Source organism: bacterium (assembly GCA_035380285.1).
Classification (GTDB): Bacteria; Auribacterota; Erginobacteria; order Erginobacterales; family DAOSXE01; genus DAOSXE01.
The window spans coordinates 26,413-52,814 of sequence record DAOSXE010000006.1; the positions used below are offsets into that span (position 1 = coordinate 26,413).

The following is a 26,402-nucleotide window of genomic DNA, read 5'->3' on the forward strand; positions in this document are numbered from 1 at the left end:
AGGAGCGTGCCTGGCGATATGAAACAGTTACTTCAGCATTTGCGGACCGGCGAGATCGAAGTCGCCGAAGTTCCCTCCCCCATTCCCGGTCCCGGGGAAGTTCTGATCCGGAACCGCTGCTCCCTGATTTCTGCGGGCACCGAAAGAATGCTGGTCGAATTCAGCCAGGCCAACCTTGTGAGCAAGGCGCGCCGGCAACCGGAAAAAGTCCGACAGGTGCTGGACAAGATGAAGACCGACGGCGTGGTTCCCACCCTGGAAGCGGTTTTCCGCAAGCTCGATCAGCCGCTCCCTCTCGGCTATTGCAGCGCGGGGGAAATCCTCGAGGTGGGCGCGAACGTACACGATTTCAAACCGGGCGACCGGGTGGCTTCCAACGGCAGCCACGCCGAATTCGTCTGCGTCCCCCGGAATTTATGCGCCCGCATCCCCTTGGGAGTCTCCTACGAAGACGCGTCTTTCACCGTGCTCGCCAGCATCGCCCTCCAGGGGGTGCGTCTGGCGCAGCCCACCCTGGGGGAAACATTCATGGTCTTCGGCATGGGGCTGCTGGGGTTGCTCTCCACCCAGATCCTGACCGCTCATGGCTGCCGGGTTCTGGCGGTCGACCTTCGGCCCGACCGCCTGGAGTTGGCGCGCGCATTCAAGGCGGTGCCCATCGATATTTCGGCAGGAATCGACCCGATTCAGGCGGCCGCCGACCTGACGGAAGGCAGAGGCGTGGATGGGGTCTTGATCACGGCCAGCGCCCGGGACGATCAAATCGTCCATCAAAGCGCGCGGGCCTGCCGGAAGCGGGGAAGAATCGTTCTGGTCGGTGTTGTCGATCTTAATCTTCGCCGCAGTGATTTTTACGAAAAAGAGCTGTCTTTCCAGGTTTCCTGCTCATACGGACCGGGACGCTATGATCCCGCCTACGAACAGGGCGGCCACGATTACCCCTTCGGATTCGTGCGCTGGACCGAAGCCCGAAATTTTCACGCGGTATTGGAGGCCATGGCGGCCGGGCGTATCGTTCCCGGACGGCTGATTACCGACGCCTTTCCTCTGCACGAAGCCGGGCGGGCGTATCGAAAAATCTCGGAAGATTCCTCGGGGTTGGGTGTTCTGCTCACCTACGATGCCGGCGCAGAGTATTCGAATCGGGTTTCCTTCCCCGGCATTTCTCTCCCGGGAAAATCGACCAACGCCGAGGGAGTCGGGGTAATCGGCGCCGGGAACTTCGCCTTTTCGATACTTTTGCCTCACCTGGCCAAGTCCGGGGCCGTGCTACAGACGGTGGCCGACTTCAATCCATCCGCCGCCCGCCAAGCGGCTAATAAATTCGGATTCAGAAATGCCTGCACCGATTACCGCGACCTTCTGTCGGATTCGGGCGTCGGAACCGTCTTCATCCTTTCCGGTCATAGTTCTCATGCCCGGTTGGTTCTGGAAAGCCTGGAAGCGGGTAAAAACGTTTTTGTCGAAAAACCCCTGGCCATATCGAGAGGAGATCTCGACCGGATCGCCGAATTGATTGCGCGAAGAACGGGGGCGCGGGAGCGCCCGCTCCTCATGGTGGGCTTCAACCGCCGGTTCAGCCCTCACATAACCGTTATGACCGATCTCCTGCGAGGACGAACCGGTCCGCTCTGCCTGAATATGACCGTCAACGCCGGCTATATCCCCCGCGGCCATTGGACTCAGGATCCCATTCTGGGAGGCGGCAGGATCATCGGCGAGGGTTGTCATTTCATCGATCTTCTCGCCTTCCTGACGGGATCGCGGGTGGAAGCGGTTTCTTCGTTCCGGGTCGGACCGGGAACCGAATGCAGCGACGACAAGACCTCGATCCTTCTCAAATTCTCAGACGGATCGATCGGAACCGTCAATTATTTCGCCAACGGCGCCCGCAGCTATCCCAAAGAAACCCTGGAAGTTTTCGGGGAAGGCCGGATTCTGCGCATGGAAAACTTCCGGATTACGCGGGGTTGGGGTTTCCGGGGCTTTTCACGATTTCGTACCCGGCGTCAGGAAAAAGGGCACCGGGAGGAAATTTCAGCATTTTTAAACGCCGCTGCGAGCGGACAATCAGAACCGATAAGTTTCCCGGAACTCTACAATTCTTCGTTGGCCGCCATTATGGCCGTCGAGGCGGCCGACACGGAAGCGGTCAAAAGCCTCGAAGTGCCTGGCTTCAAAACCGATTAGCGGGCATTTTCTTCCAACAACCTGTTTTGTGCAAAGCCGCGCCGCATGCCCAGGTCGTGACAGCACGAGGTAACAAATCTAATCGGAGAAACAACCGGTTCGGCTATGCCTTTCCCGGGTTCATGCCGTCCACGTCATCCGGAGAAATGGTTGCCCGATGAGTTGTGGTGAAAAACTGACGAATTTCGCCGGGGCGGGAGGTATGGCCGCCGTCGGCGGTCTGTCGGTATTTTTCGGCGGAATCGAACTGGCCGTCATCGCCGCCGCCATGGCGGGAATAACTTTAACCGGGATACGCGGAGGGGCCATCGCCGTGGCGGCGGCAGCCGTGGCGGCGATGTATACGGCATGGTTTCGGGCTACCCTCCCCCGAACTCCACCTCAGCCGGCTCAGGCGCTTCCTCTCCCCTTCAAGATAACCGTAGCGGCGGCGGGCATGCTCTACGTCGCTTTATGGTGGCTGGCCTGGACCATCCCCGATTTCGGATGGGACGGACTACATTACCATAACCCCGTGATCCATTTCTGGGCAGTCGCCGGCAAAGTTCACTGGATCGAGGCCGGAAACAGTCCCTGGAAGATCTACGTCGACAGTTTCTGGAACGGCATTCCCAAGGGGATAGAACTCCTGGGCTTCTTTCTGGTCAGAACTTCCGGCTGGAGCCGCCTTCTCAACGCTCTCAACCTTCCCCTGGTCCCCCTGGGGATTCTTTCCTGCTATACGCTTTCCCGAATGCTGGGGGCGCGGCGAAGCTGGTCATGGGCCGCCTCGATGCTTTTCATCGCGGTTCCGGTCGTCACGGCTCAATGTCTGACGACCTATGTCGACGCCGGGGTCGCCTGCGTCTATATCGCCGCCTTCGCACTGACCGCGGGGGCCGCGCGCGCCCTGCGCTCGGCCGTCATCCCCTGGAAACTGCTCCCCGCCCTGGGGTGCATCGGAGGCTTGGCGGCCGCGGCCAAAGGCCCCGGTTTCGCCGTTCCTGGAATCGCTTTTATTCTCTGCGCGGCCGTCGGATGGAAGATGGTTTCCAGGAGGAGCCTGGTCGCATTTCTGGCGGTCTGGACGGTACTCGTAACCCTGGTCGGCGGGTATTGGGCCGTCCGCAACTTCGTCCATACCGGCAGCCCCGTCTATCCGGTGGGGCTGCGGATCGGCGCCCACACCATCTTCCCCGGAGGCTGGCAGGATTTCCCTCCTCCCTACGAAGAGGAACAGGCCGAGTGGAGCCAGGGGAAGCGTATTCTCGTCAGCTGGCTCAATTTCGAGACCGACTGGAGCCGGGCTTACTCCACCAACTTCGGAGGACTGGGCCATCTCTGGATTTTCGGAGCCGTGCCCGCGGCGGCGATATGTATGGCTCTAGCCGTTTTTGCACGGGGTTCCCGCCGCCCGGACCCGTTGACGCTGGGCATACTCCTGGCCTTCTGCGTGCCGTTGTTTTTCTTCATGCCCTACCACCACAACCACAAGGTCCGCTATGTCGTCTGGCTCTACGGACTGGGGCTGCCGGCCTTCGCTTTCGTCGGCGGTCTGGCCTCTCGATCGGGCCGCATCTGGATGAAACGGCTCCTCCGGAGCTGGTGGGCGTTTGTGGTTATCGTCGCTCTGGGAGAGGGTTGGTTCGCCTTCTGGGTACAGGTGGAACGCCTTGATCGCATGCAGAACCCAGATGCCGATGCCCCCCTCAGCCTTAACCGCATCCTCAACGCATCCGTGGCCCCTTATCCGGCCGCTATCCGGTGGCCGACCTTGCGGGGGACCGTTTTCGAAGACGTTTTTCAAAGAACGGATAGCGTCGCCATCGCCGACTTGGTCGAAAACCACGAACTCCTGCTCGGGCACCTGACCCAAGGTCCGGCGCTGGGGAAACGTCGGATTTTTTTCCTCGACAGTGGGACGGCCAACGATCCGGAAAAACTGCGAAGTTTCATCCGCGACAACGGTATTCGCCTGGTCATCTACGAATGGGGAACCATACCTCCGGAACCGCTGAGGAAAACGGCGGTGATCCACGAACAGGTCGGGAAGCTCTTTCGGATACTGGCATTCGTTCCCGAGCCCTCGACCGAGAAGGAACACATGCCGTGAAGACCCTCCTGCGAACATGGCGCACGGTCAGGCACCTTCGCCCGGTTCAGATCAAGGGACAGATCCGGCGGCGGCTGCTGCAGGCGCTTCCGTATATGCCTCCGCGGCCGCCGGGAAGCGCTCTGGAAGCTTCCCCCATAGCTTCTCCTTGCCTTGTTCCCGAAACCGGATCGAACTCGGAATCGAGCATATCGAGCGGGCGGTTCGTCTTCCTCAACCAGTCCCGGGATTTAGGCCGGCCACCGGTCTGGCAGCGCGAAGATCTTTCCAAGCTCTGGCTCTACAACCTCCACTACTTCGATTGGCTGTGGCTTCTCGATTATTCCCGGGGCAGGGACGCCGTCGACGACTGGATACGCCGCTATCCTCCGGGAAAGGATAAAGCGGGCTGGGAGCCCTACCCCCTGACTCTACGTCTCGCCAACTGGGCCCTTTATTTTTACGGGAAATACAAAGAAGACCTGCGTATGGACCCCGCGTTTGTCCGTCTATTGGCGCCTTCTCTACTCCTCCAGGGCCGGATGCTGCGCAAAAACACGGAATACCACCTTTTAGGCAACCACTATTTCGACAACGGCGCGGTGCTGGCTCTCCTGGGAAGCATCTTCCGGGGACCCGAATCCGAAAAGTGGCTGCGAACGGGAGAGAAGATCATGTTCGAACAGATCCCGGAGCAGATTCTTCCGGACGGGACCCATTTCGAACTGTCCCCCATGTACCAATGCCGGATCGCTTTCCTCCTGATCCACCTCGTCGGCTACGGGCGAAGCCCGTTGGCGGAAATCGCCGGGGAAGCCCTGGGCCGGACCCTCGCTTCTCTCGAACGCCTGACCCATCCCGACGGGGAAATCGCCCTTTTCAACGACTCGGCCTTCGGAATCTATCCCCCCCCGAGCGCCCTGCACAAGAGTGCCGAAATCCTGAACATCGCCCTCCCCCGGTCGAGCCCCGGGTTCTGGGCCCTCCCCTACGCCGGGTACTACGGCTGGAAAGACGGATCCGGAAACTACCTGATCTGCGACGCCGGCCCGACAGGGCCGGACTATATTCCCGGCCACGCGCACGGAGACATCTTTTCCTTCGAGCTTTCATTGGCCGGAACCCGCTTCATCGTCGATACCGGAGTTTGCGGGTATTCCCCGGGAGGGCTGCGCTCCTATTGCCGTTCAACCGCGGCGCATAACACCGTCGAAATCGAAAAGACCGACCAGAGCGAGTTCTGGGGGTCTTTCCGGGTCGGTCACCGGGCCCGACCCCGCGAGGTACGCGCCGCGGAGAACGGCAACGGTTTTTCGCTCTCCGGCTGGCATGACGGCTATCGGCACTTATCCGGCAGGCCGATTCACCGGCGCACGTTCCGCTGGCAGTCCTCCCCTCCCCTCCTGGAAATCGAGGACACGATCCAATCTTCCTCGGACGTGCGGGCGCGGTCCCGTTTTCATATCCATCCCCGGGTCTCGATCGAGCGCGAGGGCCCGGAAACGCTGGTCCTGCGCCGGGGAACGACGGCCGCCAGGATTTCGTTCCCGGGTTGTCCCGGCGTCACGGTCGGCGCCGCCCCGTATTGCCCGGAATTTTCCACCGAGCGCTCCATGCCCGTTATCGTCGCCGAAAGCAGCGGACGCAATATCGTCTTCAAGACCCGGGTGTCATTGCTATAATGTAAAGCGGCACGAGGAAGGCGGCTGAACCCGGTGAATATCATCTTTTTTTCGCATTACTTTGTCCCGGAGGTCAACGCTCCCGCCAACCGGACCTACGCCAACTGTAAACGTTGGGCGAAGGCCGGCCACCGAGTCACCATTATCACCAGCGTTCCCAACTGCCCCCGGGGTAAAGTTTATCCAGGCTACCGCAACCGGAGAATCCAGCGCGAGAAGGTCGACGGCATCGAGGTGGTGAGGGTATGGACCTTCATCGCCGCCAATCAGGGGACTTTGTTCCGGATCGTCAACTATCTTTCCTACTTCGTCAGTTCCGTCATCGCTGCCGTAAGCCTGCCCCGCCCCGACGCCGTCATCGCCACCTCCCCGCAGTTTTTCTGCGGCTGGGCCGGACTTTGGGCAGCGCGCCTGAAAAACGTCCCTTTCATCCTCGAAATACGCGATATCTGGCCTGAGTCCATCAAGGCGGTTGGGGCCCTGCGCTCCTCCCTTCTGATCCGGGCTCTGGAACATCTCGAACTCAAGATGTACCGGGGGGCATGCAAAATTATCGCGGTCGGAGAAGGCTACCGGGAGATTCTGTTGAGTAAAGGCGTTGCGCCCGATAAGGTCGAGGTAATCCCCAACGGGGTCGATCGTGAACTTTTTTCGCCCCGGGAACCGGACCGGGATCTGGAGCGGGCACTCGACGCCAAGGGCGCCTTCATCTGCGCCTATGTGGGCACCATCGGCATGGCCTGCGGCCTGGAAATCGTCTTGGACGCAGCTCAAATCCTGCTGGAAACCGGAAGGAACGACATTCTTTTCCTCCTCGTCGGCGACGGGGCTCAGAAATCGGAATTGGAGCGGAAAGCCCGGGAGCGGGGCCTGAACAACGTCAGATTCACAGGCCAGGTTTCCCGGGAAGAGGTCCCTGCATATCTTTCCATCTCCGGGGTCGTTTTGGTTCATCTGAAGAAAACCCCCCTTTTCACCACGGTGATGCCCTCCAAAATCTTTGAGGCAGCGGGGATGAAGAAACCTATAATCTGCGGGGTAGCCGGAAAAGCGGCGGCGCTGATCGCGAAAGCGGAAGCGGGGGTGAACATAACCCCCGGCAGCGCCGAAGAACTGGCGGCGGCCGTTGTGGACTTGGCCGACCAACCGGATAAGCGGGAATCGTTCGGGGAGCAGGGGTACCGCTATATAGTTTCCCGTTTCGACCGGGAAGAACTGGCGGATCGCTACCTGGAAATCATCGTTCGGACAATGGAGAAACCCAGTAATGTTTGACCTTCTGCCGGGATATATCAAAACCTGGTATTTCCTTCCCGGCGTCTTCTGTTGCGGGCTCGCGCTCTCGCTCCTGATCACGCCCGGTCTGATCCGTTACGCCCGAAAACACGGAATCGTGGATCAGGGCGGTTACAGGAAAAAACATCAGGCGGCCGTGCCGGTCATCGGCGGAGTAGCCGTGCTTTTCCCTTTCGTCTTCATCTGCGCGGCGCTCGGGCTGCTGGGCCAGTTGGGAGTCGACCACTGGAGACTGGCCGCCAGAATCGGCGTGCTGGGCCCGGTCATGGAATTCGCTCGGGAACGTTTTTCCCTGCGGCCGGATCTTCTCATCCTTTGCCTGGGCGCCGTCGCGGCGGCTTTCCTGGGAATGCTCGACGACCTACGCGGCCTGAAAGCACGGGTCAAACTGCTGGGCCAAATCGTTATCGCTCTCTTTATCTGCGCCACCGGCCGCTATCTGAAGTTGATATATATCCCCTTCGTCGGCGGATTCGAACTCAATCCGGTCTGGGGCGTCATCGCCAGTTCTTTTTGGATCGTGGGATTGATGAACGCCTTCAACCTCATCGACGGAATCGACGGACTGGCGGCGGGAGTGGGGATGATCACCGCCGCCGCCCTGGCCGTACTCGGGGGCTTGAACGGTAACGCGTTCATGGTCATGGTCTGCGCCGCCCTGGTCGGAACGCTGGGAGGATTCCTGCGGTTCAATTTCGCGCCGGCCAAAATTTTTCTCGGCGATACCGGAAGCATGCTGATCGGTTATCTGTTGGCGGCGATCACCCTGCTGGGAACGTACAAGTCGGAGACGGCCTTCATCCTGGTCGCTCCCATCCTCGCCTTGAGCCTCCCTCTTTTCGAGGCTTTCATCTCCATGCTGAGAAGATTCATCCGCGGAGTCCCGATCTTTGCCGGCGATAATTACCACACCCATCACCGGCTTCTCTACCGGGGCTTGAGCGAGCGTAAAGCGGTGTCGATTCTGTACGCGGTGACGCTGTTTCTATCGGTTTCGGCGGTACTCAACAATATTATTCCCGAAAAAACCCGCTGGGCCTGGGTACCCCCCGTGCTTTATTTCGGTACCTTGATCTGGTTGACCTGGTGGGCGGGCTATCTGCGCCCTCAGGCGATCGGCAGGATATTCAGCCGGCGAGCCCGCAATTCGGTTCTCACCACCTTGGCTAAATACGCGTCGCAGACCATATCGACTCCTCACCGGGAAGTATCCCTGGAAGAAGTCTTCGATATCTGCCGACGGGAAATCAAATTGGATTGCCTCGAAGCCTGGTTCGAATCTTCGGGAACGGTTATCTGTTCCTGCCGGGCCCCGGGGTACTCGGGGGACGGCACGTCGGTTATCAAAATATCGCCCCCCACGGGAAGGACAGTCCTCGTCCGTTACACGTTCCGGGAAGGAATGAGCGAAGAAGAGCGGATCGACGCCCTCGCTTGCCTGGGCGGGATATTCGAACAAGCCGATACCGACGCCATTGCCCGCCGCCTCAACCTGCTCTGAACCGTTTCCCCGGAACCGGAGGCGCCGGAGTTCCTCCGTCCTGGGGAAAAGCAAAAGCCCGGGACCGCGCCGGTCCCGGGCTTGAGCCGTCTTCTCGTAGAACGAGTAGACGTCGATTACATATTCTGCATGGAAGTCTGCAGCTTCTGCATGGCTTCGGTGACCTTGGGGTCCTGCCCGAAGCTCTGCTGAATCTTCATCATCGCTCCCATCAACTTCTGAACGGTCTCGTCCATGTCGTTCAATTCGGCCTGAATCTCCTCGGGAACATCCTTGCCTTCCTTGATCCCCGGATATTTCTTGGCCATCTCTTCCATCCGCGGCCGGAGGCTCGTCATCGTCGCCGTCAGCTGATCGATGGCGGCGGCGGCCTGGTCGGCGTTCTGAGCCGATTCGACCGCGTCGGCAAAGTCGCTCATGGCGGCTTTCTGTTCCTTGATCAGATCGGCGTCGCTGCCGCCGCCGCCGCAACCCCCGACGATCGCGACCGCCATCAACCCGATTACAACCAAAGCCATCTTCTTCATCCTTACCTCCCCTTCAGGTTACAAGGTTTGTGAAATGCTACTACGCTCCGGGATTCGCCGCAATCGGCATTTTCGCTGTCGACGTCCGTCAGGCCCGGGGATGCGCGGCTTCGTAGACCTGTTTCAACCGCTCCTTGGAAACGTGGGTATAGATCTGAGTGGTGGTGAGGGAAGCGTGGCCGAGCAGTTCCTGGACCGCCCGGAGATCGGCGCCGGCGTCGAGCAGGTGCGTGGCGAAAGAATGCCGGAGCGCATGGGGCGACACTTTTTTCCCCACCGCCGCCTTCCGGATATACTTGTCGAAGAGGCCCTGGACCCCTCGGGCGGAAAGCCTTCCCCGGGAGCGATTAACGAACAGGGGCCTGGCGGCGGCGCCCGGGCCGCGCAAGGGATGATCTTCCAACCAGGCGTACAGCGCTTCAACCGCGTATTTTCCCAGAGGGCACAACCGTTCTTTCTTGCGCTTCTCCCGCACCCTGACCACTTCACCTAAAAGATCGAGATCGCCGATATTGACGGCTACCAGGGCCGAAAGCCGCATGCCGGTGCTGTAGAAAAGTTCGAGAACGGCCCGATCCCGCTTGCCTTGAAGAGAGGCGGGATCGGGGGCGTTCAAGAGCGCCTCCACTTCTCCCCTATCCAGAAACACCGGCAGCTTTTTCGTCTTGCGGGGAAGAGAAACGGAGCGGGCCGGGTTGCTCTCCGCCACTCCTTCCCTCTGCAAGAAGCGGAAGAATGATCGCAACGCCGATATTTTTCTGGCCACCGTGGCTTTTCCCGAACCGTTCTCCTGAAGTTTCGCCATGAAACCCCGGATGGTGGTATGGGTTATTTTCCCGATTTTTTCCGTGCCGGCGGGCGCGAACTCCTCGAGATAACTTCGAAACTGGCCGAGATCGGAAGCGTACGCCTTGAGCGTGTGCTCGGAGACGTTTTTCTCCAGACGCAGGTGGCGCATGAACGCGTCGATATACTCGTCCATCACGACTTCCCCGGCCTCGGCTCGCAGACGCCGTCCCGAATCCGGGAGCGCATCTTCCGGCGGTGCTTCGAGAGGTAACGACCGGTATATGATCCCCGGGCCGCGGCGATTTTTTCCGGAGGTCCTTCCGCCACGATGGTCCCGCCCCCCTCGCCTCCTTCGGGGCCGAGGTCGATGACCCAGTCGGCGTTATTGACGACATCGAGATTGTGCTCGATCATGATCACCGTGTTCCCCGATTCCGTCAGCCTTCGAATAACCTGCAGAAGACGGTCGATATCGGCAAAGTGTAGCCCGGTGGTCGGTTCGTCCAATATATAAACGGTGCGGCCGGTGCTCCGCTTGCCCAATTCCCGGGCGAGCTTGATGCGCTGCGCTTCGCCCCCCGAAAGAGTCGTTGCCGACTGCCCCAGGCGGATATAACCGAGCCCGACATCGTCAAGGGTCTGCAGCCGACAACGGATCGCCGGGAAATCGGCAAAATAGCCCAGAGCTTCGCTGACGGTCATCTCCAGGACGTCCGAGATGCTTTTTTTCTTGTACAACACCTCCAGGGTCTCCCGATTGTACCTGCCGCCGCCGCAGACCTCGCATTGGACGTAGACGTCGGGAAGAAAATGCATCCCGATACGGATAATCCCGTCGCCCTGGCAGGCCTCGCACCTTCCCCCCTTGACGTTGAAACTGAATCTTCCCGGCCCGTAACCGCGCATCCGCGCCAAGGGCAGTTTGGCGAAAAGGCTGCGGATGGGGGTAAACAAACCCGTGTAGGTGGCCGGGTTGGACCGGGGAGTCCTCCCGATCGGGGCCTGGTCGATGACAATGACTTTGTCCACCGCCTCCAGCCCCTCCAGTTCGTCATACGGCTGGGGAATTTCCCGGGAACGATAGAAGTGACGGTGCAGAATCCGGCTCAGCGTTTCCTCCACCAAGGTCGATTTTCCCGACCCGGAGACGCCGGTGATACAACAAAACAGCCCCAAGGGGAACCTGACGTCGATATCCTTGAGGTTGTGCCCCCGGGCCCCTTTCAGGAACAAAAAACCGGTCGGTTCCTTCCTGGGCCCCGGAAGAACTATCCGAAGGTCACCCCTCAGGTATCGGGCCGTCAGCGAGGCCGGTGACTTCATGATCTCATCCAGAGTCCCCGCCGCCACCACTTCGCCGCCTTTTTCCCCGGCGCCGGGGCCGAGATCGACGATGAAATCGGCGGCGCGAATGGCCGCTTCGTCATGCTCCACCAATAAGACCGTGTTTCCCAGATCCCGCAGCTTGCCCAGCGTCGCCAGGAGACGGCGGTTGTCCCGCTGATGCAGGCCTATGGAAGGTTCGTCGAGAACGTACAGAACGCCCACCAGGGCCGAGCCTATTTGAGTGGCCAACCGGATCCTCTGAGCCTCTCCTCCGGACAAGCTGCCGCTGGCGCGGGCCAGGGTCAGGTAAGAAAGGCCGACGTTCTCCAGAAACCCGATCCGCTCCCCGATTTCCTTGAGCACCTCTCTGGCGATGGCGGCTTCCCGGCGCCCGAGGGCGAGCCGCTCGAAGAAAGCGCGGGCGTCGGCTATGGAGAGGGAACAGATGTCCATGATCGATCTGCCTCCGATCTTCACCGCCAGGCTTTCCGGCTTCAGCCGCAAGCCCCGGCAGGAGGGGCACGGCTTCAGGGTGATGTACTTACTGAATATCTCCTCGCGGACATAATCCGATTCGGTATCCCGGTAACGCCTCTCCAGATTGTTGATCACCCCCTCGAATTGCTTGGCATAGCGGCCATAGCCGCGGGTATTCGACCACTCGACGTCGACCCGGTTCGCTCCGGTTCCGTACAACACGACTTTTTGCTGAAGCGGCGTAAGTTCCCGGAACGGCGTCTCGAAATCGAAACCGTATTCCTTCGCCACGGCTTCCAACTGCGACATATACCAGGACTGGGCCGAGCGCTTCCACCGCTGGCGACGGGTGGTTATGGGAACGCTCCAGGGCTCGATGGCGCCCTCGGCGATCGACTTCGCCCGATCCGGAACCACCAGATTAGGATCGACTTCCATCTTCGTACCCAAACCCGAGCACACGGTGCAGGCGCCGTAAGGACTGTTGAAGGAGAACATGCGCGGCGACAGTTCTTCGAACGAGAGTTGGCACTCGGGACAGGAAAATCGCTCGTTGAACACCAGATCGTGCTCATCCGAATCCCCGCGTCTGACCGCGAGAAGGCCGCCCCCCAGCTTGAGAGCGGTTTCGACCGAATCGGTGAGGCGATCCTTGCCCATCCCCGGCTTGATGATCAGGCGGTCGACGACCAGGTAGATGTCGTGCCGGCGGTTTTTATCCAAAACGATCTCTTCTTCGAGGGTCCGGGCCTCGCCGTCCACGATCACCCGGACGAAGCCCTGGCGGGCGACACCTTCGAGCACCGCCCGGTGCTCCCCCTTCCTCCCCCTCACCAAAGGGGAAAGTATCTGAACCCGGCTCCGCTCGGGGAGCTCCGAAACTGCGTCGACGATCTCCTGAACGGTCTGGCGGCTGATGACCTTTCCGCAGCGGGGACAATGCGGCACCCCGACCCGGGCGAAAAGCAACCTCAGATAATCGTAAATTTCGGTGACCGTGCCCACCGTCGAGCGAGGATTGGAGGAAGCTTTGCGCTGTTCGATGGCGATAGCCGGACTCAGCCCCTCGATGAATTCGACCTGGGGCTTCTGCATCTGCTGCAAAAACTGGCGGGCATAGGCGGAAAGGCTTTCGACGTATCGACGCTGCCCCTCGGCGAATATGGTATCGAAAGCGAGGGACGATTTCCCCGAACCGGACAGCCCAGTAACCGCGATCAACCGGTCTCGCGGCAGGGTTAAATCTATATTTTTAAGGTTGTGTTCGGCGGCGCCTTTAATAACTATGCTGCTCATCTTCAATCCCTGCAGCCGAATTTCCCGCTCCGGACAGGTAACCGTAACCGATCCCCGGCTCCGGGCCTTCGGCTTCTTGCGGACGAGGTACGGGACGGGTTACCGCGCGCCCCGGCCCTCTTTCGGAGAAACCGTCGTCTCCGGATCAGCCCGCTGAATCCGCACCTCCATCCAACGATCGGCTTGATAGTTGAAGTAGGGGAAACGTACGCATGCCCCCGCTCCACCCCGGGCATTCGGATATCGGTCTTCCCCCGGGAAAGCTTCACAGAAAAGACTATAGCGCGTTCCCCCCTTCTTCGCCGCCGGATTCCCGGGAATTTCGATCAACGCTTCCCCGCCGACCGCCATCCCCCCTCCCCATCCTCCGTAGTACTCGCCGATGAGACGCCGGTACCAGGCCGGTTTGACCGAAACGATATCTCCCGGAACGCCGATCGCCTTGAGTAACACGACGGCTTCCCGAAGAGGTTGGCGGGTGGGACGGCTGAAATAAGTCGTCAATGCCGCCGCCTGAAGCCCCAATAAGCCGACCGCGACCAGGTAGCGGGGAAAGCGACCGGCCAGTCGGTTCCAGCCCAAAGCCGCCGCCAGGAGCACGGCGGGGAGCGCCGGCAACGTCAGTCTGGTGACGAAAACGGGAACGACGCACAGGGAAACCGCGATGGGGAACAGAATAGGGAGCGCGATCCAAGCCGCCAGAATGGGCCGGGTCCCGGGGTGCGATGTTCCTGGGCGAACCGGCAGGAAACCGGTTAACGCCATAATGCCGAGAGCGGTCATGAGGGGGACGGATCCGGCGAACTGCCGCAGCATCCTTCCGATGTCCTCTGCGGCGAGCGGAGGGGTCCAATACCCCCCCCGGCTGAGTTCCCCGGCCTGGCGTATGATTACGAGCAACCAGGGCAGGTAGAGCGCCCAACAGATTCCCTGCAGGATCAGCCATCGCTTCCCCGGGACGGAGAAGTCCCTTCCCCGGAAAATCGCCATGAACGCCACTGCCGCATTCTGAGCCAGTAGCAATGAAAACGAGAATGTATGCGTGTACAGAAGCAGCGTCGTCGAGGCTACATACCCCGCGAGACACCAGCCCCGTCGGCCGCGGACGACTTCGAGAAAAGCGAGCATGGACAGAAGACCCAGGAAAATTTCCAGGGAGTACATCCTCGCTTCGCGGCTGAAATGGACTAAAAGAGGTGAAACCGAACCCAGGGCGGCGGCCAGCAACGCCGGGGCTGGACCGCCAAAAGACGCTCCCAGACGATATATCAGCACCACGGATAAAATTCCGAAGCCGGCGGAGAGCAGACGCAAAGCGGCTTCGCCGCCTCCGGCGATGCCCATCCATCCCCGAAGCATCAGGTAGTACAGGGGAGGATTCGGATCGACGGACGAGCCGCTTATGATCCGTCCCGGCGGAGCGGCGGCCTTAAAGTAGGAAACGCCTTCGTCCAGCCAAAGGCTTTCTCCGCCCAGGTCGGCGCATCTGACCGCGGCGGCCGCGGCCAGAATCAGCACCAGGAGGAGCCGGCGCGTCGACATCCGGTTCATCCCACTTTCAGCCCCAGGAAACGCCTGGCGTTGGCCGTGGTGATGTCGGCCAACTCCGCCGGATCTATCCCTCGGAGCGCCCCCAAGGCGGTCAGCGAGCGCCGAACGTCTCCGGGCACGGTGGGGATGAAATCCCGATCCTCCCGGACGGGAACGGGGCAGTCGGTTTCCAGCACCACCGATTCCAAAGGAGCCGTCCGCAACGCCTCCCGAAGCGGCGGGCTGTATCCGGTCGCGGGCGTTGCCGATATCAGGTATCCGGCCTCGATTATCTCTTTCAGAACCTCCCGCGGGCCGGTGTACCAATGGAAAATCGCCCTGGGGATCTTTTCTTCCCGGACACAGGCGAAAGCGTCGCGCCAGGCGCCCCGGCTGTGGACGATTACCGGCAGATCCAAGCGCCTGGCCGTCCTCAGCTGCAGACGGAACGCTTCGATCTGCAGTTGCTTCTTCTCCTCCCGGCCCGGCTGCTTCTTGCGCAAGGGCTTGATCCAATAATCAAGGCCGATCTCCCCCAGGGCGACCAACTTTTCCCTGTGGGTTTCGATCTGCTCGAGAACCCGTTGCAGTTCCCCGGGTTCGACCTCGTCCGGGTAGAGCCCGATCGCCGGGTAAACCGCAACCGGGGAGGAAGAGGCTATATCCAAAATCCGGGAGTTGGACGCGGCATTGATCCCCACGCCGACGATTCCGCAGACTCCGGCCGAGACCGCCCCGGCCAAGGCCTTCTGAAGATCGCGAAGTTCGTCGAGATGAGCATGACAATCGAAGAGTTCCATTTCCGCTTCAAGAACCCGCGTTCAGGATCAGGTAGTTGGCGACGGCGTTCATCAGAGTGTTGGAAGCCAGGATTGCGCAGTGCAGGTGATCGTCCGGCAGCCCGCCGAGATCTTCCAAAACCGCCGCGGGGGAGAGGGCCAGGGCTTCAGCCAGCGTCCGCCCTCGCGCCAACTGAGTGACGGCGCAACCGGCCGCGAGGGTGGCCTCGCAGCCGTCCGTTTCGAAGGTGGCTTCGCTGATCGTTCCCGACTCGATCTTCAAATAGATCCGCATGGTGTCGCCGCACAGCCCCTTGAGAATGCCGAAACCATTGGCCCTGACTACCGGGCCGAGATTGACGGGGTTCTCGATGTATTCCCAGGCGCGGGGGGGATAAACCTCCTTGAGCTTACCCCGGACGGCTTTCTTGATTTCCTCGGCGATTATCGCCATCCGTTCCTGTTCGTTCATCGCGCGCGCCTCCTATCCCCGATAGCATCAATGCAGGGTTTACAAACCCGATAGGGCGAAAAACCGTCGGCGGCCGGGAACCACGAACTCCGCTGCAAATTGGCTACGGCGACGCAGACGGGCCGCGGCGGTTCCGAACCCATCGGAGAAAAAGCATGAATCCCCCCGCAACAATCCGAAGCCGTCTCCGCCCATTCCCGGCATTGGCGCTGGTACGTGGACAAAGAAGAGATCCCTTCAGGCGAGCCCCGCCGGACAATAGCGTTCAAGGTTCAGGATCGACGCCGCGGCGGCAATCGTCACCCCGTAAAATACGACCGGGCACGGCGTCTCCAAAAACGGCTCGATGGTTCCGTTGACCAGCGTGGTGCCGGTCACCAGGGCCAGATCGCACCAATCCAGCAGGTCCGGAGCCTTTTCCCCTCGTTCGACCTTCACCCCGGATTTCAGCCTTCCCCAATTGTCGGGGTTCATATCGCTGACGCGCACCCGGCGAAGGCGGGAAAGAGCCTCCAACAGGGCCGGCTGTAAGCCGATCAAGGCGACACGCTCGACCCGAGGGCGGCCGGCCAGGAAAGATTCCAAACCCATGGCGCATTCCTCGGGCCCTCGGTCACGGCAGTGCACGGGCCGGTCGACGAGCCCAAGGTGAGCCATAACCGCGTTCAGGGCGGCGACGAAGACGGCGCGGGAGCGGTTGCTACCCAGGGACATCCCCGCGACTTCGCGCAGGGGACCCCGGAAATTCCCCCAATCGTCGGTGAAGGCGTGCCCCCGGGCATCCTTGAATCGGGCTTCGACCAGGCGCTCGACTCCTATGAGGATGGGGAAGTCGGACCGTGCCGGCGTTCCGATTCCTTCCCGCGGGGTCAGCGGACGCCCTTCGACCAGAATTTCATCCGCCTCCCACCCGTTTTCTTCCACCAGATTCCTGAAGTAGCCCTGGAGACGGGGATAGACGCCGATCGCGTTCACAACGGGCGGATCTCCTCCACTTTCAGAAACACCACCGAGCGGGGGGATGGAAACTGCGCCTCCGAACCCTTGCCGGTATACCCCTTGCGGATGTTGTCCTGGATCCGCAGGCTGAGCAGCCGGCGTCGTTTTTCCACCCACTTGGCCGCCATCTCCTGAAAAACCGGGCCCCGATCGACAACGGTTACCGGCCCGGCGAACCGATACCCGTGAAAATCCCGAACGTTGCTGACCGCCAGGCAGATACGGGGGTTGCTATCGACGTTACGCGCCGTGCGCCCGTCGTACAGTTCGAGATAACCTATGCTCGGATCTTCGCGGGAAACCGAAACCACGCTTTTCAGGGAAATGTTGGGCCGACCGAGAGGATCAACCGTCGCTACCGTGACCACATTGGCCTCGAGCAGCATCTTCTCCATTTCTACGCTGAAATCCATAGTCTCCGGCGAGCGTTCTCGGAAAACCTACAGACGCGGAGGCGGTCGATCAGATGGTTCCCCCCAAGGCTTTGATCCTGTCCTTGGCCTTCTGTTCCCACTCGCTCCCGGGATCGGCATATCTCAAATATTCCTGCCAGGTGGAGAGCGCCTTGCGGCGGTTGCCGGCTCCTTCGTACGCTTCAGCCAGAAAAGAAAGAGGGATTTTACGGTAATCGCCGGTCGTTTCCTTAAGGCAGTCCTCCAGGTATTTAATAGCCTTGGAGTAATTCTTCTCCTTGAGGTAAATCCGTCCCAGATACTGGTTGGCCCCGCGATGGTTGTCGCGCTGATCGAGCACATTTTCGAACTTTCGCCGCGCCTTATCGTATTCGCCGGCGTAAAACAGGTCCTTGCCGTCCTCGTAATCGGCGTAGTAATCGCTGTCCTCCTGCGCCCGGGCCGGCGGCGGCCGCAAACCCAGGAACCCGAGAGCCAAAGCCACCAGAATCGCGCTCGAGATAGATTTCATCCCCGTCCCCCTTGCTGTTGGTAAAACGCGCGACCGTCTTACGCTGGAAATTGAATATTGCGGCCGGCGGCAAATGCGCCATCGCGGCCGTTCCTGCTGTGTAGGATACCACGGCCGCATACGGGGAGCAATCCCATCTCCGGAACCCCCGGCCGGCGAGGGGCCCTGGGCCGATCAACGCGAGCGCCCGCGCAGGCTGCGGACAACTTCGACAACGGCTTCGGCGGCAACGCGGATTTCTTCTTCGACCGTGGCGGCTCCTAACGAGAAGCGGACAGCGCTCTGGGCGCGTTCCGGTCCGAACCCCATGGCGGTGAGCACGTGCGATGGCTCCAATTTCCCCGAGGAACAGGCGGACCCGGTCGAAACTTCGACACCCCGCGCGTCCAGACCCAGTACCAACGCCTCGCCGTCAACGCCCGCAAACGACAGGTTGAGGGTATTGGGAAGCCTTGCCGTCCGGTGCCCGTTGAAGGAAACACCCGGAAGCGAACTTTCTATCATGGTTTCGAGCCGGTCGCGAAGCGATGACACCCTGTCTCCGTATTTCCGCACCTCTGCGACCGCCAATTCCAAAGCCAGGGCGAACCCGATGATCCCCGCCACGTTCTCGGTCCCCGACCGGCGACCGTCCTCCTGCCCCCCTCCATGTATGAGCGAATGCAGTTCGAGGCCGGATCTGCAGTATAGAGCGCCCACCCCTTTGGGACCCCCGATTTTATGAGCGGAAACGGCCATCATGTCTCCCGGCGGGCACTCTACCGGAATTTTGCCTACGGCCTGAATGGCATCGACATGCAATAAAACCCCCCGCGGGGACAGGAGTTTCATGATCTCCCGCACCGGCTGCACCGTCCCCACCTCGTTGTTTGCCGCCATCACCGAGACCAAAACGGTTTCCGACCGGACCGCGGCCGCCACCGCTTCGGGGTCGATCATCCCGAACGCATCGGGTTTCACCCGCGTTACCGTACAGTCGGTCGATTCAAGATAACGACAGGGGTTGAGGACCGCCGGATGCTCGATCGCGGTGGTGACGATATGGCCGCCGCCACGGGCTCCAACCGATCCCTTGATCGCCAGGTTATCCGCCTCCGAACCGCCTCCGGTAAAAATAATCTCTTCGGGGAGGCAGCCGAGCGCGCGTCCGACCCGAAACCGGGCGTCTTCGATCTTCTCCCGGGCCAGGCGGCCAGAAGCATGCAGCGACGAAGGGTTGGCGGAAATCACTTCCGCCGCCGCGCGCATGATTTCCGCCACTTCCGGGCGGACCGGGGTGCTGGCGTTATGATCGAGATATACCCGCAATGCGCTCACCGCCGGTTTCCTCCGGCAATACCTTCGAAACAGCGGTAGCCGAACTCGGGTCCCGAAGACGGTCTCACCGGCATGTTCGCCAACTCTTCCCCGAGGTTCCGAGCCGAAGCCAGGATATCGGATACGCGCCGGATCTCTCCGGAACCGTCAACCCTTCGGCAAAGGACCCCCCCTTCCAGCGTAAAACCGACGGCGGCGAAAAAATACCGCAGGGTCCGCAGCATTCCGTCAAAAAGAAGCCGCCCCCCCGTCGCTCCCGCCAGCAGAGCCAGACCGGGGCGGGGAAGCCCGGCGGGCATGGGGCCGGAAGCCCAGGAAGCCTGCGCTCGATCCATCAAAGATTTGAGCGGTCCGGGAAACCCGTAAAAATAAACAGGCGCCGCCACGACCAAAGCATCTTTCTCCCGGATAGTGCTGAAAAACCGGGAGGCATCGTCGGTGTATACGCATTCGCCGCTCGAAGCACACGCCCCGTTGCCGCAACAAGGAGCGAACCTGAGATCCGAGACCGTGATTTCCTCCCAGCGGCTTTTCCCCCCGATCTCGACCCCCTCTTTGAAAGCGTTCAAGAGGATGTCGCTGTTCCCCCCCCGGCGGGGGCTACCCCTTACGGCCATTACTTTCATGAAGGGTCCCCGGCGTTCAACCGCCCCCCAAGCGCAGAAAAACCTGAATACGGGAATCCTCCAAAAGCTTCCGCGATAAGGGCAAGGACTCTCCGTCACGCGTCACCAGCAGGTGGCGAATCTGTTCCGGGGGGTACTTCAGCGATTTCGCCAGCGCTTCCTGCACCGTTACCCCGGAGGGAAGTTCCAGGGAGAGATTCTTCCCTCCCTCGGGGGCCCGAAGCGGGCCCCTCAGTTCGATGCTGACACGCATGACTCCACACATTGCCCGGCGGCCGGAAAGCGGATGCGGGCTTATTTCATTCCCTGTTTGGCGATGGCATCCAGCACTTTTTCGGGAGTGAAGGGGGCGGAGAACATTCTGATCCCCAGCGCGTTATAAATGGCGTTGGAGATCGCCGGCATCGGACCGTTGATACAGACTTCCCCCACGCTCTTCGCTCCATAGGGACCCGTTTCCTCGTAGGAAGGCACGAAGATGGTTTTGATGGGGAGGCGGTCACGGCTGCAGAAGATCTTGAAGTAATCGTAATTCGGATTGAGCAGCTTGCCCCTGGAATTGAAGATGAACCGTTCCACCAACGCGTAGCTCAGTCCGTTGACGACGGCTCCCATCACCTGTCCGTGGCAAAGAGCCGGATTGATGGGAGTTCCGCATTCCACCGCCTGCAGATAAGAAAGAACCTTGATCCGGCCCGTCAGGGTATCGACCTCGATCTCGACGAAATGGGCTGCGGTCGGAGGAGGAGATTCCTCGGACGTGCTCGATTCGCACGCGGCGATCTGAAACTGGTGCTTTTCATAGAGCGAATATGTCCCGACCTGTTTCAGGGTCACGGAAGCTCCGTCGGAACCGATCACCTTCGCTTTTTCCAGCCGGACCCGGTCAGGGGACGTCTCCAGCATCTCCGCACCGACTTTGAGGATCAATTCTTTGACTTTTTCCGCCGTTTTCTTCACCGCCCGGCCGGAAAGATACGTCGTCGAGGAAGCGTAAGCGCCGACGTCGAAGGGAGTCAGGTCGGTATCGGAAGCGTAGACGATAATATCGTCGGTGGCGACGGTCAACGTCTCGGCGGCGATCTGGGCCAGAACCGTATCGGAGCCCTGGCCGATATCGGTGGCCCCCAGATTAAGATTGAATGAACCGTCGTCGTTCATCTTGATGAAGGCGGAGGCCATGTCGATATATGGGATCGAGGACCCCTGAATCATCGGGGACATGCCTACTCCCCGGCGATAACGCCCCGAATCCTTTTTCCGGGCCAGTTTCCGCTTCCATCCGAATTCCCGGGAGCCGACCCGAAGGCAAGCGGCTAGTTCGAACGACCCGATCCTCGGGGCTCCGGTGGTGGCACCCTCCCCCAGTTCATTGAGAATCGGGACTTCGGCGCCGGGAGCGATGATGTTTTTCAAAAGCACGTCCACCGGATCCATCCCCAGTTTCACCGCCAACTCGTCGATGGCGCAGGCCGTCGGCAAGATGCCCTGGGTCCCTCCGTAACCCCGGTAAGCTCCGGCGTTGGGGAGGTTGGTGTAAGCGACATCGCTGGTAAAACGCATGTTCGAACAGGCGAACATGACCAACGTCCGCATCCCGACATTGCAGGCAACCGTCAGGCCATGGTTGCCGTAAGCGCCCGTATTGGACAGGGCGTGAAGATCGATGGCGTTGATCGTGCCGTCGCGGCCTGCCCCGATTTTAATGTTGGTCACCATGCCGTGCCGGGTGCGACTGGAGACGAAAACTTCTTCCCTGGTCATGCGGATCTTGACCGGTTTGCCCGTCTTCAGAGTCGCGGCGGCGACATATGGTTCCAAAACGATGTCCTGCTTGCTCCCGAAACCGCCTCCCAAGCGGGGCTTGATGACCCGGACCCGTTTGACCGGAATATCCATAGCCCGGGCGACGATTCTCCGTACGTGGTACGGGACCTGCGTCGAAGAAACGATGGTCAAACGTCCGTTGGGATCGAGATACGCCAGCGAACAGTGCGGCTCGATGGCGGAGTGCGCCGATATATGGTTTTCATATTCCCGGTCGATCCTGATCTCCGAGGCTTTGTAGGCCTTATCGACGTTACCGATGGCGGCGTCCACCCGAGCCACCAAATTGCGCCGGGGTTCGTAGGGGATGGGAATTATTACGCGGCAATCCTTTTCATCGTGGACGACAGGAGCGCCTTTCTTCAGTGCTTTGCGCACGTCCAGAAGAGGCTCGAGTTCCTCGTATTCAACCTCGATCGCCCCCAAAGCGCGTTCGGCGGCTTCCTCCGTGTCCGCCACCACCAGCGCCACTTCGTCCCCCACGAACCTCACCTTGTTGTCGAAAATGAACTTATCGTAAGGAGAAGGTTCGGGATAGCCCTGCCCCGCGGTCGTCACCGCTATCCGGGGCACATCCCGCCAGGTGATGACCGCTTCCACGCCGGGCATCCTTCGCGCCTTGGTGGTCCTGATCGATTTTATCCGCGCATGCGCCAAGGGACTGCGCAGTATTTTCCCGTGCAGCATTCCGGGGATATCGAAATCATCCGTATAGACCGGCTGGCCCGTCGCCAGCGCCACGGCGTCTACTTTGCGCACGCCCTTGCTAACTTCAGAAAATATTTTTCTCTTCATCTGTTCTTCCAACGGTTGAACCCTTACTTCTTCTTGGCCGATTTGCCCGAGGCCCGGAGGCGTTGCGCCGCCATCTTGACACCCGAAAATATCTGTTCGTAGCCGGTGCATCGGCAGAGATTCCCGTCCAACGCCCGGCGTATCTCGTCTTCGGTCGGATTGGCCTTCCGATCCAGCAGAGCCTTGGCGGCAAGAATCATCCCGGGCGTACAGAAACCGCACTGAATGGCCCCGGCGTCCATGAATGCCTGCTGGATCGGATGGGGACGCTGCTGGTCGCCGAGACTCTCGAGGGTCACCACCTCCCGACCGTCGGCGGTGGCGGCCAACACCAGGCAGGAGTTGACCGGCCGACCGTCCAAAAGCACGGTACAGGCCCCGCAAGCTCCTTCCCCGCACCCGAATTTCGGACTTTTATACCCCGACCGCCGCAGCAAATCCAACAGCGATTCCGCGGGACGAACCTCCAGGCTTTTCTTCAGTCCGTTGATGCTTATCGAGATAGGTATCATCGTCCTCCCTCCTCCCCCCGCGACAGACGTTCCAGGATATCCCGGACCAAAACCCCGCAAAGAACTTTCTTATATTTCAGAGTGCACCGGATATCCTTAATCACCCTGACCTCGGCCTCGGCCGCAGCCGAGGCTTTGGCCAGAACCGGTGCCGTAATCTTCGTTCCCCTCACCACCGCTTCCACCTTTTCCAGGCGTTGCGGCAGTGCCGAGGCCCCCCCCACCACCAAGGAGATTTCCCGGCACCTGCCCTTAACGATCCGGACCGCGGCGGCGACCTTGATCAGAGCGAAATCGTTCTCGGTCAGCGTAAAATCGCGATAACGAGCGACGGTCCCGTTCTCGAGGGAGGGGAAGACCACCTCCGTGACCAATTCGCCCGTCTTCAGGATCTGGCGCGGCGGGCGGGCAAAAAATTCATCCGCCGACAAGCTCCGGGATACGGCCCCGCCGGTGACTATATCCGCCTTCAGCGCCATGAGGGCCACCGGCAGATCGCACCAGATAAACGGCTGGGAAATATTGCCCCCCACGGTGATCAGGTTCCGGTTGAGCGTGGATCCTATCCGGGAAGCGACCGCCGTAAGTATGCCGTCGGCGTAGGAGGCGACCGGACGCGATTCCAGAAGATCGTTGATCCGGGTCATGGCTCCCACTCGGAGAGATTTTCCGGATTTGGCTATAAAATCAAGCGGCAGCCGGGAAAGACTCACCAGTTCTTCGGCCCGGTTGTACGGAGCGAAGGCGAAAGTGATCCCTCCGGCAATAGGAACAGCCCTGCCCTCGGCCGCGGCCAGGGCGGCTCCGGCCTCCTCCACCGTCCGAGGGAAGGAGACCCTCTGCAGGGAAGTCAAACGTATCATGGCACAACAACTCCTCGCTGGTTGGTTTTCCAATTTCATACCGCGCCGAACCCGGCGCGGCGATTAATCTTCCTTCAATTTTTCGGCTTCTTCGGCTGTCCGTTCCCGGAGAGAGAGCGCTCCCGCGGGGCAGAGGAAGGTACACATCCCGCAACCGATACAGCGTTCGGGATCGGTCTCCGGAAGCATATCCCGATTCAATTCTATGGCCAGGTACGGGCAGCGCGTGCAGTTTCCGCAATGAACGCAGAGGTCCTCGTTCACCGACGATATCTTCTTAACCGCCGACAATTCCATGAAATCCCGGATGGGGTTCGGCAATGCGATTCCGATCAGTTCGGCGACGGAACCGATCCCGCGGTCCTGCATCAGGTGGCTCAGCCCCTGGCAGAGTTCCCGGATGATCCCCACCCCGAAACGCTCGGCGATGGTGCAGAATTGGACGGTTCTGGTGCCCAAAGCCAGAAAATGCGCGGCGGCCATGTAGTCCATGGGACCCCCGTTGCCCGAAACATGAACCCCGAGGTTGCCGATCTTGGCCAAGGAAAGATAATTGATGGGGGCGATGGCGGCGCCGCTCATCCCGACCACCGCGCCTTCTTCCCACTGTTTCTTCTCCATCCACCGAAAATCCATGGAAGGGAATGTATTCCCCAGAGTGATTCCTGCCTTCGACTTCGGATAACGGTCGAATACCGTTTGGATGGCTTTGACGATGGTCGATATCTCGGTCACGGCCGGTGTCAATTTGAAGAGCTTGGGGATGTCAGGATCGCCGATTTCGAGTACCCAACCGATGATTTTGCAGGTGAGAGCCGCATCCTGGGAGACGATATCCCCCTCGGCTCCCTCCCCTCCCTGGGGGCAGGAGAGACTGTACTCGATCACTTGCGCTCCCGCCGCTTCGAGTTTCCGGGTATTCGCCTGCCAGGTTTTTTTATCTTCCTCGTCGTTGCCCGAGACCGTCCCTCCGGTGGATGCCCCGGTCAGCCGATCCGGGTAAAGCCGGTTAAGTTGGCCGATCTCGGCGCAGACCCGGTCAAGAGTATGACCGGAGACATTATCGCAATTGGCGAACGTCTCATCGTCGAACTGGAACATGTATTCACCCGGGATATGGATGGGAAGACCGTCGAATGAGGTCTTCATAATCCCCCCGGCCCAACCGGCTTCATAAGCCTTCTTCATCTGCTCCAAACCGTCGCTGGGAGGCGCGGCCGAAAGCAGGAACGGATTGACCAGCGTTTTTCCGAAGAAATCGGTGTCCAGCGAAACCGGCAGGAAGTCGTATCCGTCCAACATCAGTTCGGATTTATTGGGACGGCCGGCGGCAACCGTCTCGCTTCCGGAAAGAAAGGCTTCGACCGCGGCGGCGGCCTGCTTGCCCGAGGCCACGGCCTCCACCACGGTGGACGGTCCCAAGACATAATCGCCCGCGGAAAACACGGCCGGGTTATCGCAGCGGGGATACGCCGTCCGGGTTCCGATGGCGATAATAACCGTATCGATCCCCCGGCGCTCCTGGGAACAACCGGCCAGGTCGCTGACGCAGTCGAGGCTGAAACAGCGATCGGGAGGAATGGCGACCTTGGTCGTTTCCAATCCGCTGACGGCACCGTGTTCGGCCACTATGCCGGTCACTCTGGTCCTTCCGTTGATATCGACTCCGTTTTCCTGCAACTCCTGAAACTCCCGGGAGGTCAGGGGCATTTCCCCGAGGCTTTCCAGGGCGAACATCTCGACATAGTCGGCGCCGGCTCGTTTCGCCACCACCGCGCAATCGGCGGCAACGGCGCCTCCCCCGACCACTGCCACCCGGCCAGAAACCACAAAAGCGCCCGGCTGCAGCAGAAAATCGATCGCCGGGATGGCCAGTTCTTCGTTTTGAATACCCATGCGCACCGGCTCCCACCTCCCCACGGCCACGATTACGGCGTCGTAGCCTTCTCCAAGCAAAGATTCGGGGCGATCGACGGAGACTTCCAGTTTGAGACCGATCTTTCCCAGGGAAAGACAGAACCGGATATCTTCCTCCAGAACCTGAGAGTCAAGGCGATAGTCCGGAATGGTGCGCGCGGCTCCGCCGGGCCTCCCGGTCTTCTCGAAAACGTCCACGCTATGTCCGGCGGAACCCAGGACCGCCGCCGCGCTCATGCCGGCCGGCCCCGCGCCGATGACCGCGATTTTTTTACCGGTGGAAGCCGCCGGAACAAATCGGGGCATCACTCCGATTTCCCGGGCGCGGGCGATAATGTCGGCTTGAAGCGTGGGTATTTCGATGGGCCGGTCGAGATCTTCGTGAACGCATGTGCGTTGACAGTGCCAATCGGGACAGACTTGACCGCAAACCCCGCCGAAGGGATTGGCGGCCATGATCATGGCCGCGGCGCGACGGATATCCGAAGGCTTGCCGCCGCGCGCCGCCATGATGAAATCGGTGGGAGAAACACCCGCCGGGCAACCGTTTTCATTTCCGCAGCCGTTACGGCAGGGTTTTTCTTCGCAATATTCGCAACGCTCCAACTCGCGTTTGAACTGGGCGTCGGACATTTTCATCGTATCTTTTCCCATGACTTCCTCCTCCCGGGAATCAACTACAGACC

The 26,402-nt window shown here is 60.4% G+C and carries 21 protein-coding genes; 5 read left to right on the plus strand and 16 right to left on the minus strand.

Going from position 1 to position 26,402, the window contains the following annotated elements:
- Positions 1-18: 18 nt before the first annotated feature.
- From PLZ73_03435 to PLZ73_03455, 5 genes are all read left to right on the plus strand, one after another.
- Complete coding sequence (locus PLZ73_03435) at positions 19-2,190, plus strand: bi-domain-containing oxidoreductase (protein ID HOO76918.1); 2,172 nt, start codon at positions 19-21, stop codon at positions 2,188-2,190.
- Between the two features lie 157 nt (positions 2,191-2,347).
- Positions 2,348-4,282 (plus strand): hypothetical protein, encoded by a 1,935-nt coding sequence (locus PLZ73_03440; protein ID HOO76919.1) that lies wholly within the window; start codon positions 2,348-2,350, stop codon positions 4,280-4,282.
- The gene (locus PLZ73_03445) at positions 4,279-5,943 is read left to right on the plus strand and encodes an alginate lyase family protein (GenBank protein HOO76920.1); all 1,665 of its coding nucleotides are present in this window, start codon (positions 4,279-4,281) and stop codon (positions 5,941-5,943) included. Before PLZ73_03440 ends, PLZ73_03445 begins: the two co-directional genes overlap by 4 nt.
- A 33-nt stretch (positions 5,944-5,976) precedes the next feature.
- A complete protein-coding gene (locus PLZ73_03450) occupies positions 5,977-7,218 on the plus strand; it encodes a glycosyltransferase family 4 protein (GenBank protein ID HOO76921.1) in 1,242 nt (413 codons plus the stop codon).
- Positions 7,211-8,740 carry an MraY family glycosyltransferase gene (locus PLZ73_03455; protein HOO76922.1) on the plus strand — a complete coding sequence of 510 codons (1,530 nt, stop codon included), beginning with the start codon at positions 7,211-7,213 and terminating at the stop codon, positions 8,738-8,740. Before PLZ73_03450 ends, PLZ73_03455 begins: the two co-directional genes overlap by 8 nt.
- Positions 8,741-8,856: 116 nt before the next feature.
- Here PLZ73_03455 and PLZ73_03460 read toward each other — a convergent pair whose 3' ends face one another.
- The 16 genes from PLZ73_03460 to PLZ73_03535 all read right to left on the minus strand — a co-directional run bounded on the left by PLZ73_03460 (position 8,857) and on the right by PLZ73_03535 (position 26,370).
- Complete coding sequence (locus PLZ73_03460; GenBank protein HOO76923.1) at positions 8,857-9,267, minus strand: hypothetical protein; 411 nt, start codon at positions 9,265-9,267, stop codon at positions 8,857-8,859.
- 88 nt (positions 9,268-9,355) lie between these two features.
- The gene (gene xerC / locus PLZ73_03465; GenBank protein HOO76924.1) at positions 9,356-10,249 is read right to left on the minus strand and encodes a tyrosine recombinase XerC; all 894 of its coding nucleotides are present in this window, start codon (positions 10,247-10,249) and stop codon (positions 9,356-9,358) included.
- Entirely contained in the window at positions 10,249-13,155 is a 2,907-nt protein-coding gene (uvrA, locus tag PLZ73_03470; protein ID HOO76925.1) for an excinuclease ABC subunit UvrA, read from the minus strand. Before uvrA ends, xerC begins: the two co-directional genes overlap by 1 nt.
- Positions 13,156-13,254: 99 nt before the next feature.
- On the minus strand, positions 13,255-14,697 hold the full coding sequence (locus tag PLZ73_03475; GenBank protein ID HOO76926.1) for a glycosyltransferase family 39 protein: 1,443 nt from the start codon (positions 14,695-14,697) through the stop codon (positions 13,255-13,257).
- A 5-nt stretch (positions 14,698-14,702) separates the two neighbouring features.
- Entirely contained in the window at positions 14,703-15,485 is a 783-nt protein-coding gene (locus tag PLZ73_03480; GenBank protein ID HOO76927.1) for a TatD family hydrolase, read from the minus strand.
- Positions 15,486-15,492: 7 nt separating this feature from the next.
- Positions 15,493-15,936: an iron-sulfur cluster assembly scaffold protein gene (locus PLZ73_03485; GenBank protein HOO76928.1), complete on the minus strand. Its 444-nt coding sequence runs from the start codon at positions 15,934-15,936 to the stop codon at positions 15,493-15,495.
- Between the two features lie 237 nt (positions 15,937-16,173).
- A complete protein-coding gene (locus tag PLZ73_03490) occupies positions 16,174-16,911 on the minus strand; it encodes a DUF364 domain-containing protein (protein HOO76929.1) in 738 nt (245 codons plus the stop codon).
- Complete coding sequence (locus PLZ73_03495; GenBank protein HOO76930.1) at positions 16,908-17,348, minus strand: pyridoxamine 5'-phosphate oxidase family protein; 441 nt, start codon at positions 17,346-17,348, stop codon at positions 16,908-16,910. The genes PLZ73_03490 and PLZ73_03495 overlap by 4 nt, the downstream gene beginning before the upstream one ends.
- Positions 17,349-17,397: 49 nt before the next feature.
- Positions 17,398-17,859 carry a tetratricopeptide repeat protein gene (locus PLZ73_03500; protein ID HOO76931.1) on the minus strand — a complete coding sequence of 154 codons (462 nt, stop codon included), beginning with the start codon at positions 17,857-17,859 and terminating at the stop codon, positions 17,398-17,400.
- A gap of 174 nt (positions 17,860-18,033) precedes the next feature.
- Positions 18,034-19,176: a cysteine desulfurase family protein gene (locus PLZ73_03505; protein HOO76932.1), complete on the minus strand. Its 1,143-nt coding sequence runs from the start codon at positions 19,174-19,176 to the stop codon at positions 18,034-18,036.
- Positions 19,173-19,802, minus strand: a complete 630-nt coding sequence (locus tag PLZ73_03510; protein ID HOO76933.1) for a flavodoxin family protein — start codon at positions 19,800-19,802, stop codon at positions 19,173-19,175. The genes PLZ73_03505 and PLZ73_03510 overlap by 4 nt, the downstream gene beginning before the upstream one ends.
- 16 nt (positions 19,803-19,818) lie before the next feature.
- A complete protein-coding gene (locus PLZ73_03515; protein ID HOO76934.1) occupies positions 19,819-20,055 on the minus strand; it encodes a hypothetical protein in 237 nt (78 codons plus the stop codon).
- Between the two features lie 41 nt (positions 20,056-20,096).
- Positions 20,097-22,424, minus strand: a complete 2,328-nt coding sequence (locus PLZ73_03520; protein ID HOO76935.1) for a molybdopterin-dependent oxidoreductase — start codon at positions 22,422-22,424, stop codon at positions 20,097-20,099.
- A gap of 23 nt (positions 22,425-22,447) precedes the next feature.
- On the minus strand, positions 22,448-22,936 hold the full coding sequence (locus PLZ73_03525) for a (2Fe-2S)-binding protein (protein ID HOO76936.1): 489 nt from the start codon (positions 22,934-22,936) through the stop codon (positions 22,448-22,450).
- Positions 22,933-23,799 (minus strand): FAD binding domain-containing protein, encoded by an 867-nt coding sequence (locus PLZ73_03530; protein ID HOO76937.1) that lies wholly within the window; start codon positions 23,797-23,799, stop codon positions 22,933-22,935. Before PLZ73_03530 ends, PLZ73_03525 begins: the two co-directional genes overlap by 4 nt.
- A 63-nt stretch (positions 23,800-23,862) precedes the next feature.
- On the minus strand, positions 23,863-26,370 hold the full coding sequence (locus PLZ73_03535; GenBank protein HOO76938.1) for an FAD-dependent oxidoreductase: 2,508 nt from the start codon (positions 26,368-26,370) through the stop codon (positions 23,863-23,865).
- Between the last annotated feature and the right edge of the window lie 32 nt (positions 26,371-26,402).

Bases quoted from the DNA above. Each gene is read 5' to 3' on its own strand.
- PLZ73_03455 (HOO76922.1), top strand. From the start codon at position 7,211: ATGTTTGACCTTCTGCCGGGATATATCAAAACCTGGTATTTCCTTCCC.
- PLZ73_03530 (HOO76937.1), bottom strand. From the start codon at position 23,799: ATGATACGTTTGACTTCCCTGCAGAGGGTCTCCTTCCCTCGGACGGTG.
- PLZ73_03515 (HOO76934.1), bottom strand. From the start codon at position 20,055: ATGCGTGTCAGCATCGAACTGAGGGGCCCGCTTCGGGCCCCCGAGGGA.
- PLZ73_03520 (HOO76935.1), bottom strand. From the start codon at position 22,424: ATGAAGAGAAAAATATTTTCTGAAGTTAGCAAGGGCGTGCGCAAAGTA.
- PLZ73_03485 (HOO76928.1), bottom strand. From the start codon at position 15,936: ATGAACGAACAGGAACGGATGGCGATAATCGCCGAGGAAATCAAGAAA.
- PLZ73_03510 (HOO76933.1), bottom strand. From the start codon at position 19,802: ATGAAAGTAATGGCCGTAAGGGGTAGCCCCCGCCGGGGGGGGAACAGC.
- PLZ73_03535 (HOO76938.1), bottom strand. From the start codon at position 26,370: ATGGGAAAAGATACGATGAAAATGTCCGACGCCCAGTTCAAACGCGAG.
- PLZ73_03440 (HOO76919.1), top strand. From the start codon at position 2,348: ATGAGTTGTGGTGAAAAACTGACGAATTTCGCCGGGGCGGGAGGTATG.
- PLZ73_03475 (HOO76926.1), bottom strand. From the start codon at position 14,697: ATGTCGACGCGCCGGCTCCTCCTGGTGCTGATTCTGGCCGCGGCCGCC.
- PLZ73_03460 (HOO76923.1), bottom strand. From the start codon at position 9,267: ATGAAGAAGATGGCTTTGGTTGTAATCGGGTTGATGGCGGTCGCGATC.
- PLZ73_03525 (HOO76936.1), bottom strand. From the start codon at position 22,936: ATGATACCTATCTCGATAAGCATCAACGGACTGAAGAAAAGCCTGGAG.
- PLZ73_03435 (HOO76918.1), top strand. From the start codon at position 19: ATGAAACAGTTACTTCAGCATTTGCGGACCGGCGAGATCGAAGTCGCC.
- PLZ73_03495 (HOO76930.1), bottom strand. From the start codon at position 17,348: ATGGATTTCAGCGTAGAAATGGAGAAGATGCTGCTCGAGGCCAATGTG.
- PLZ73_03480 (HOO76927.1), bottom strand. From the start codon at position 15,485: ATGGAACTCTTCGATTGTCATGCTCATCTCGACGAACTTCGCGATCTT.
- uvrA (HOO76925.1), bottom strand. From the start codon at position 13,155: ATGAGCAGCATAGTTATTAAAGGCGCCGCCGAACACAACCTTAAAAAT.
- xerC (HOO76924.1), bottom strand. From the start codon at position 10,249: ATGGACGAGTATATCGACGCGTTCATGCGCCACCTGCGTCTGGAGAAA.
- PLZ73_03500 (HOO76931.1), bottom strand. From the start codon at position 17,859: ATGAAATCTATCTCGAGCGCGATTCTGGTGGCTTTGGCTCTCGGGTTC.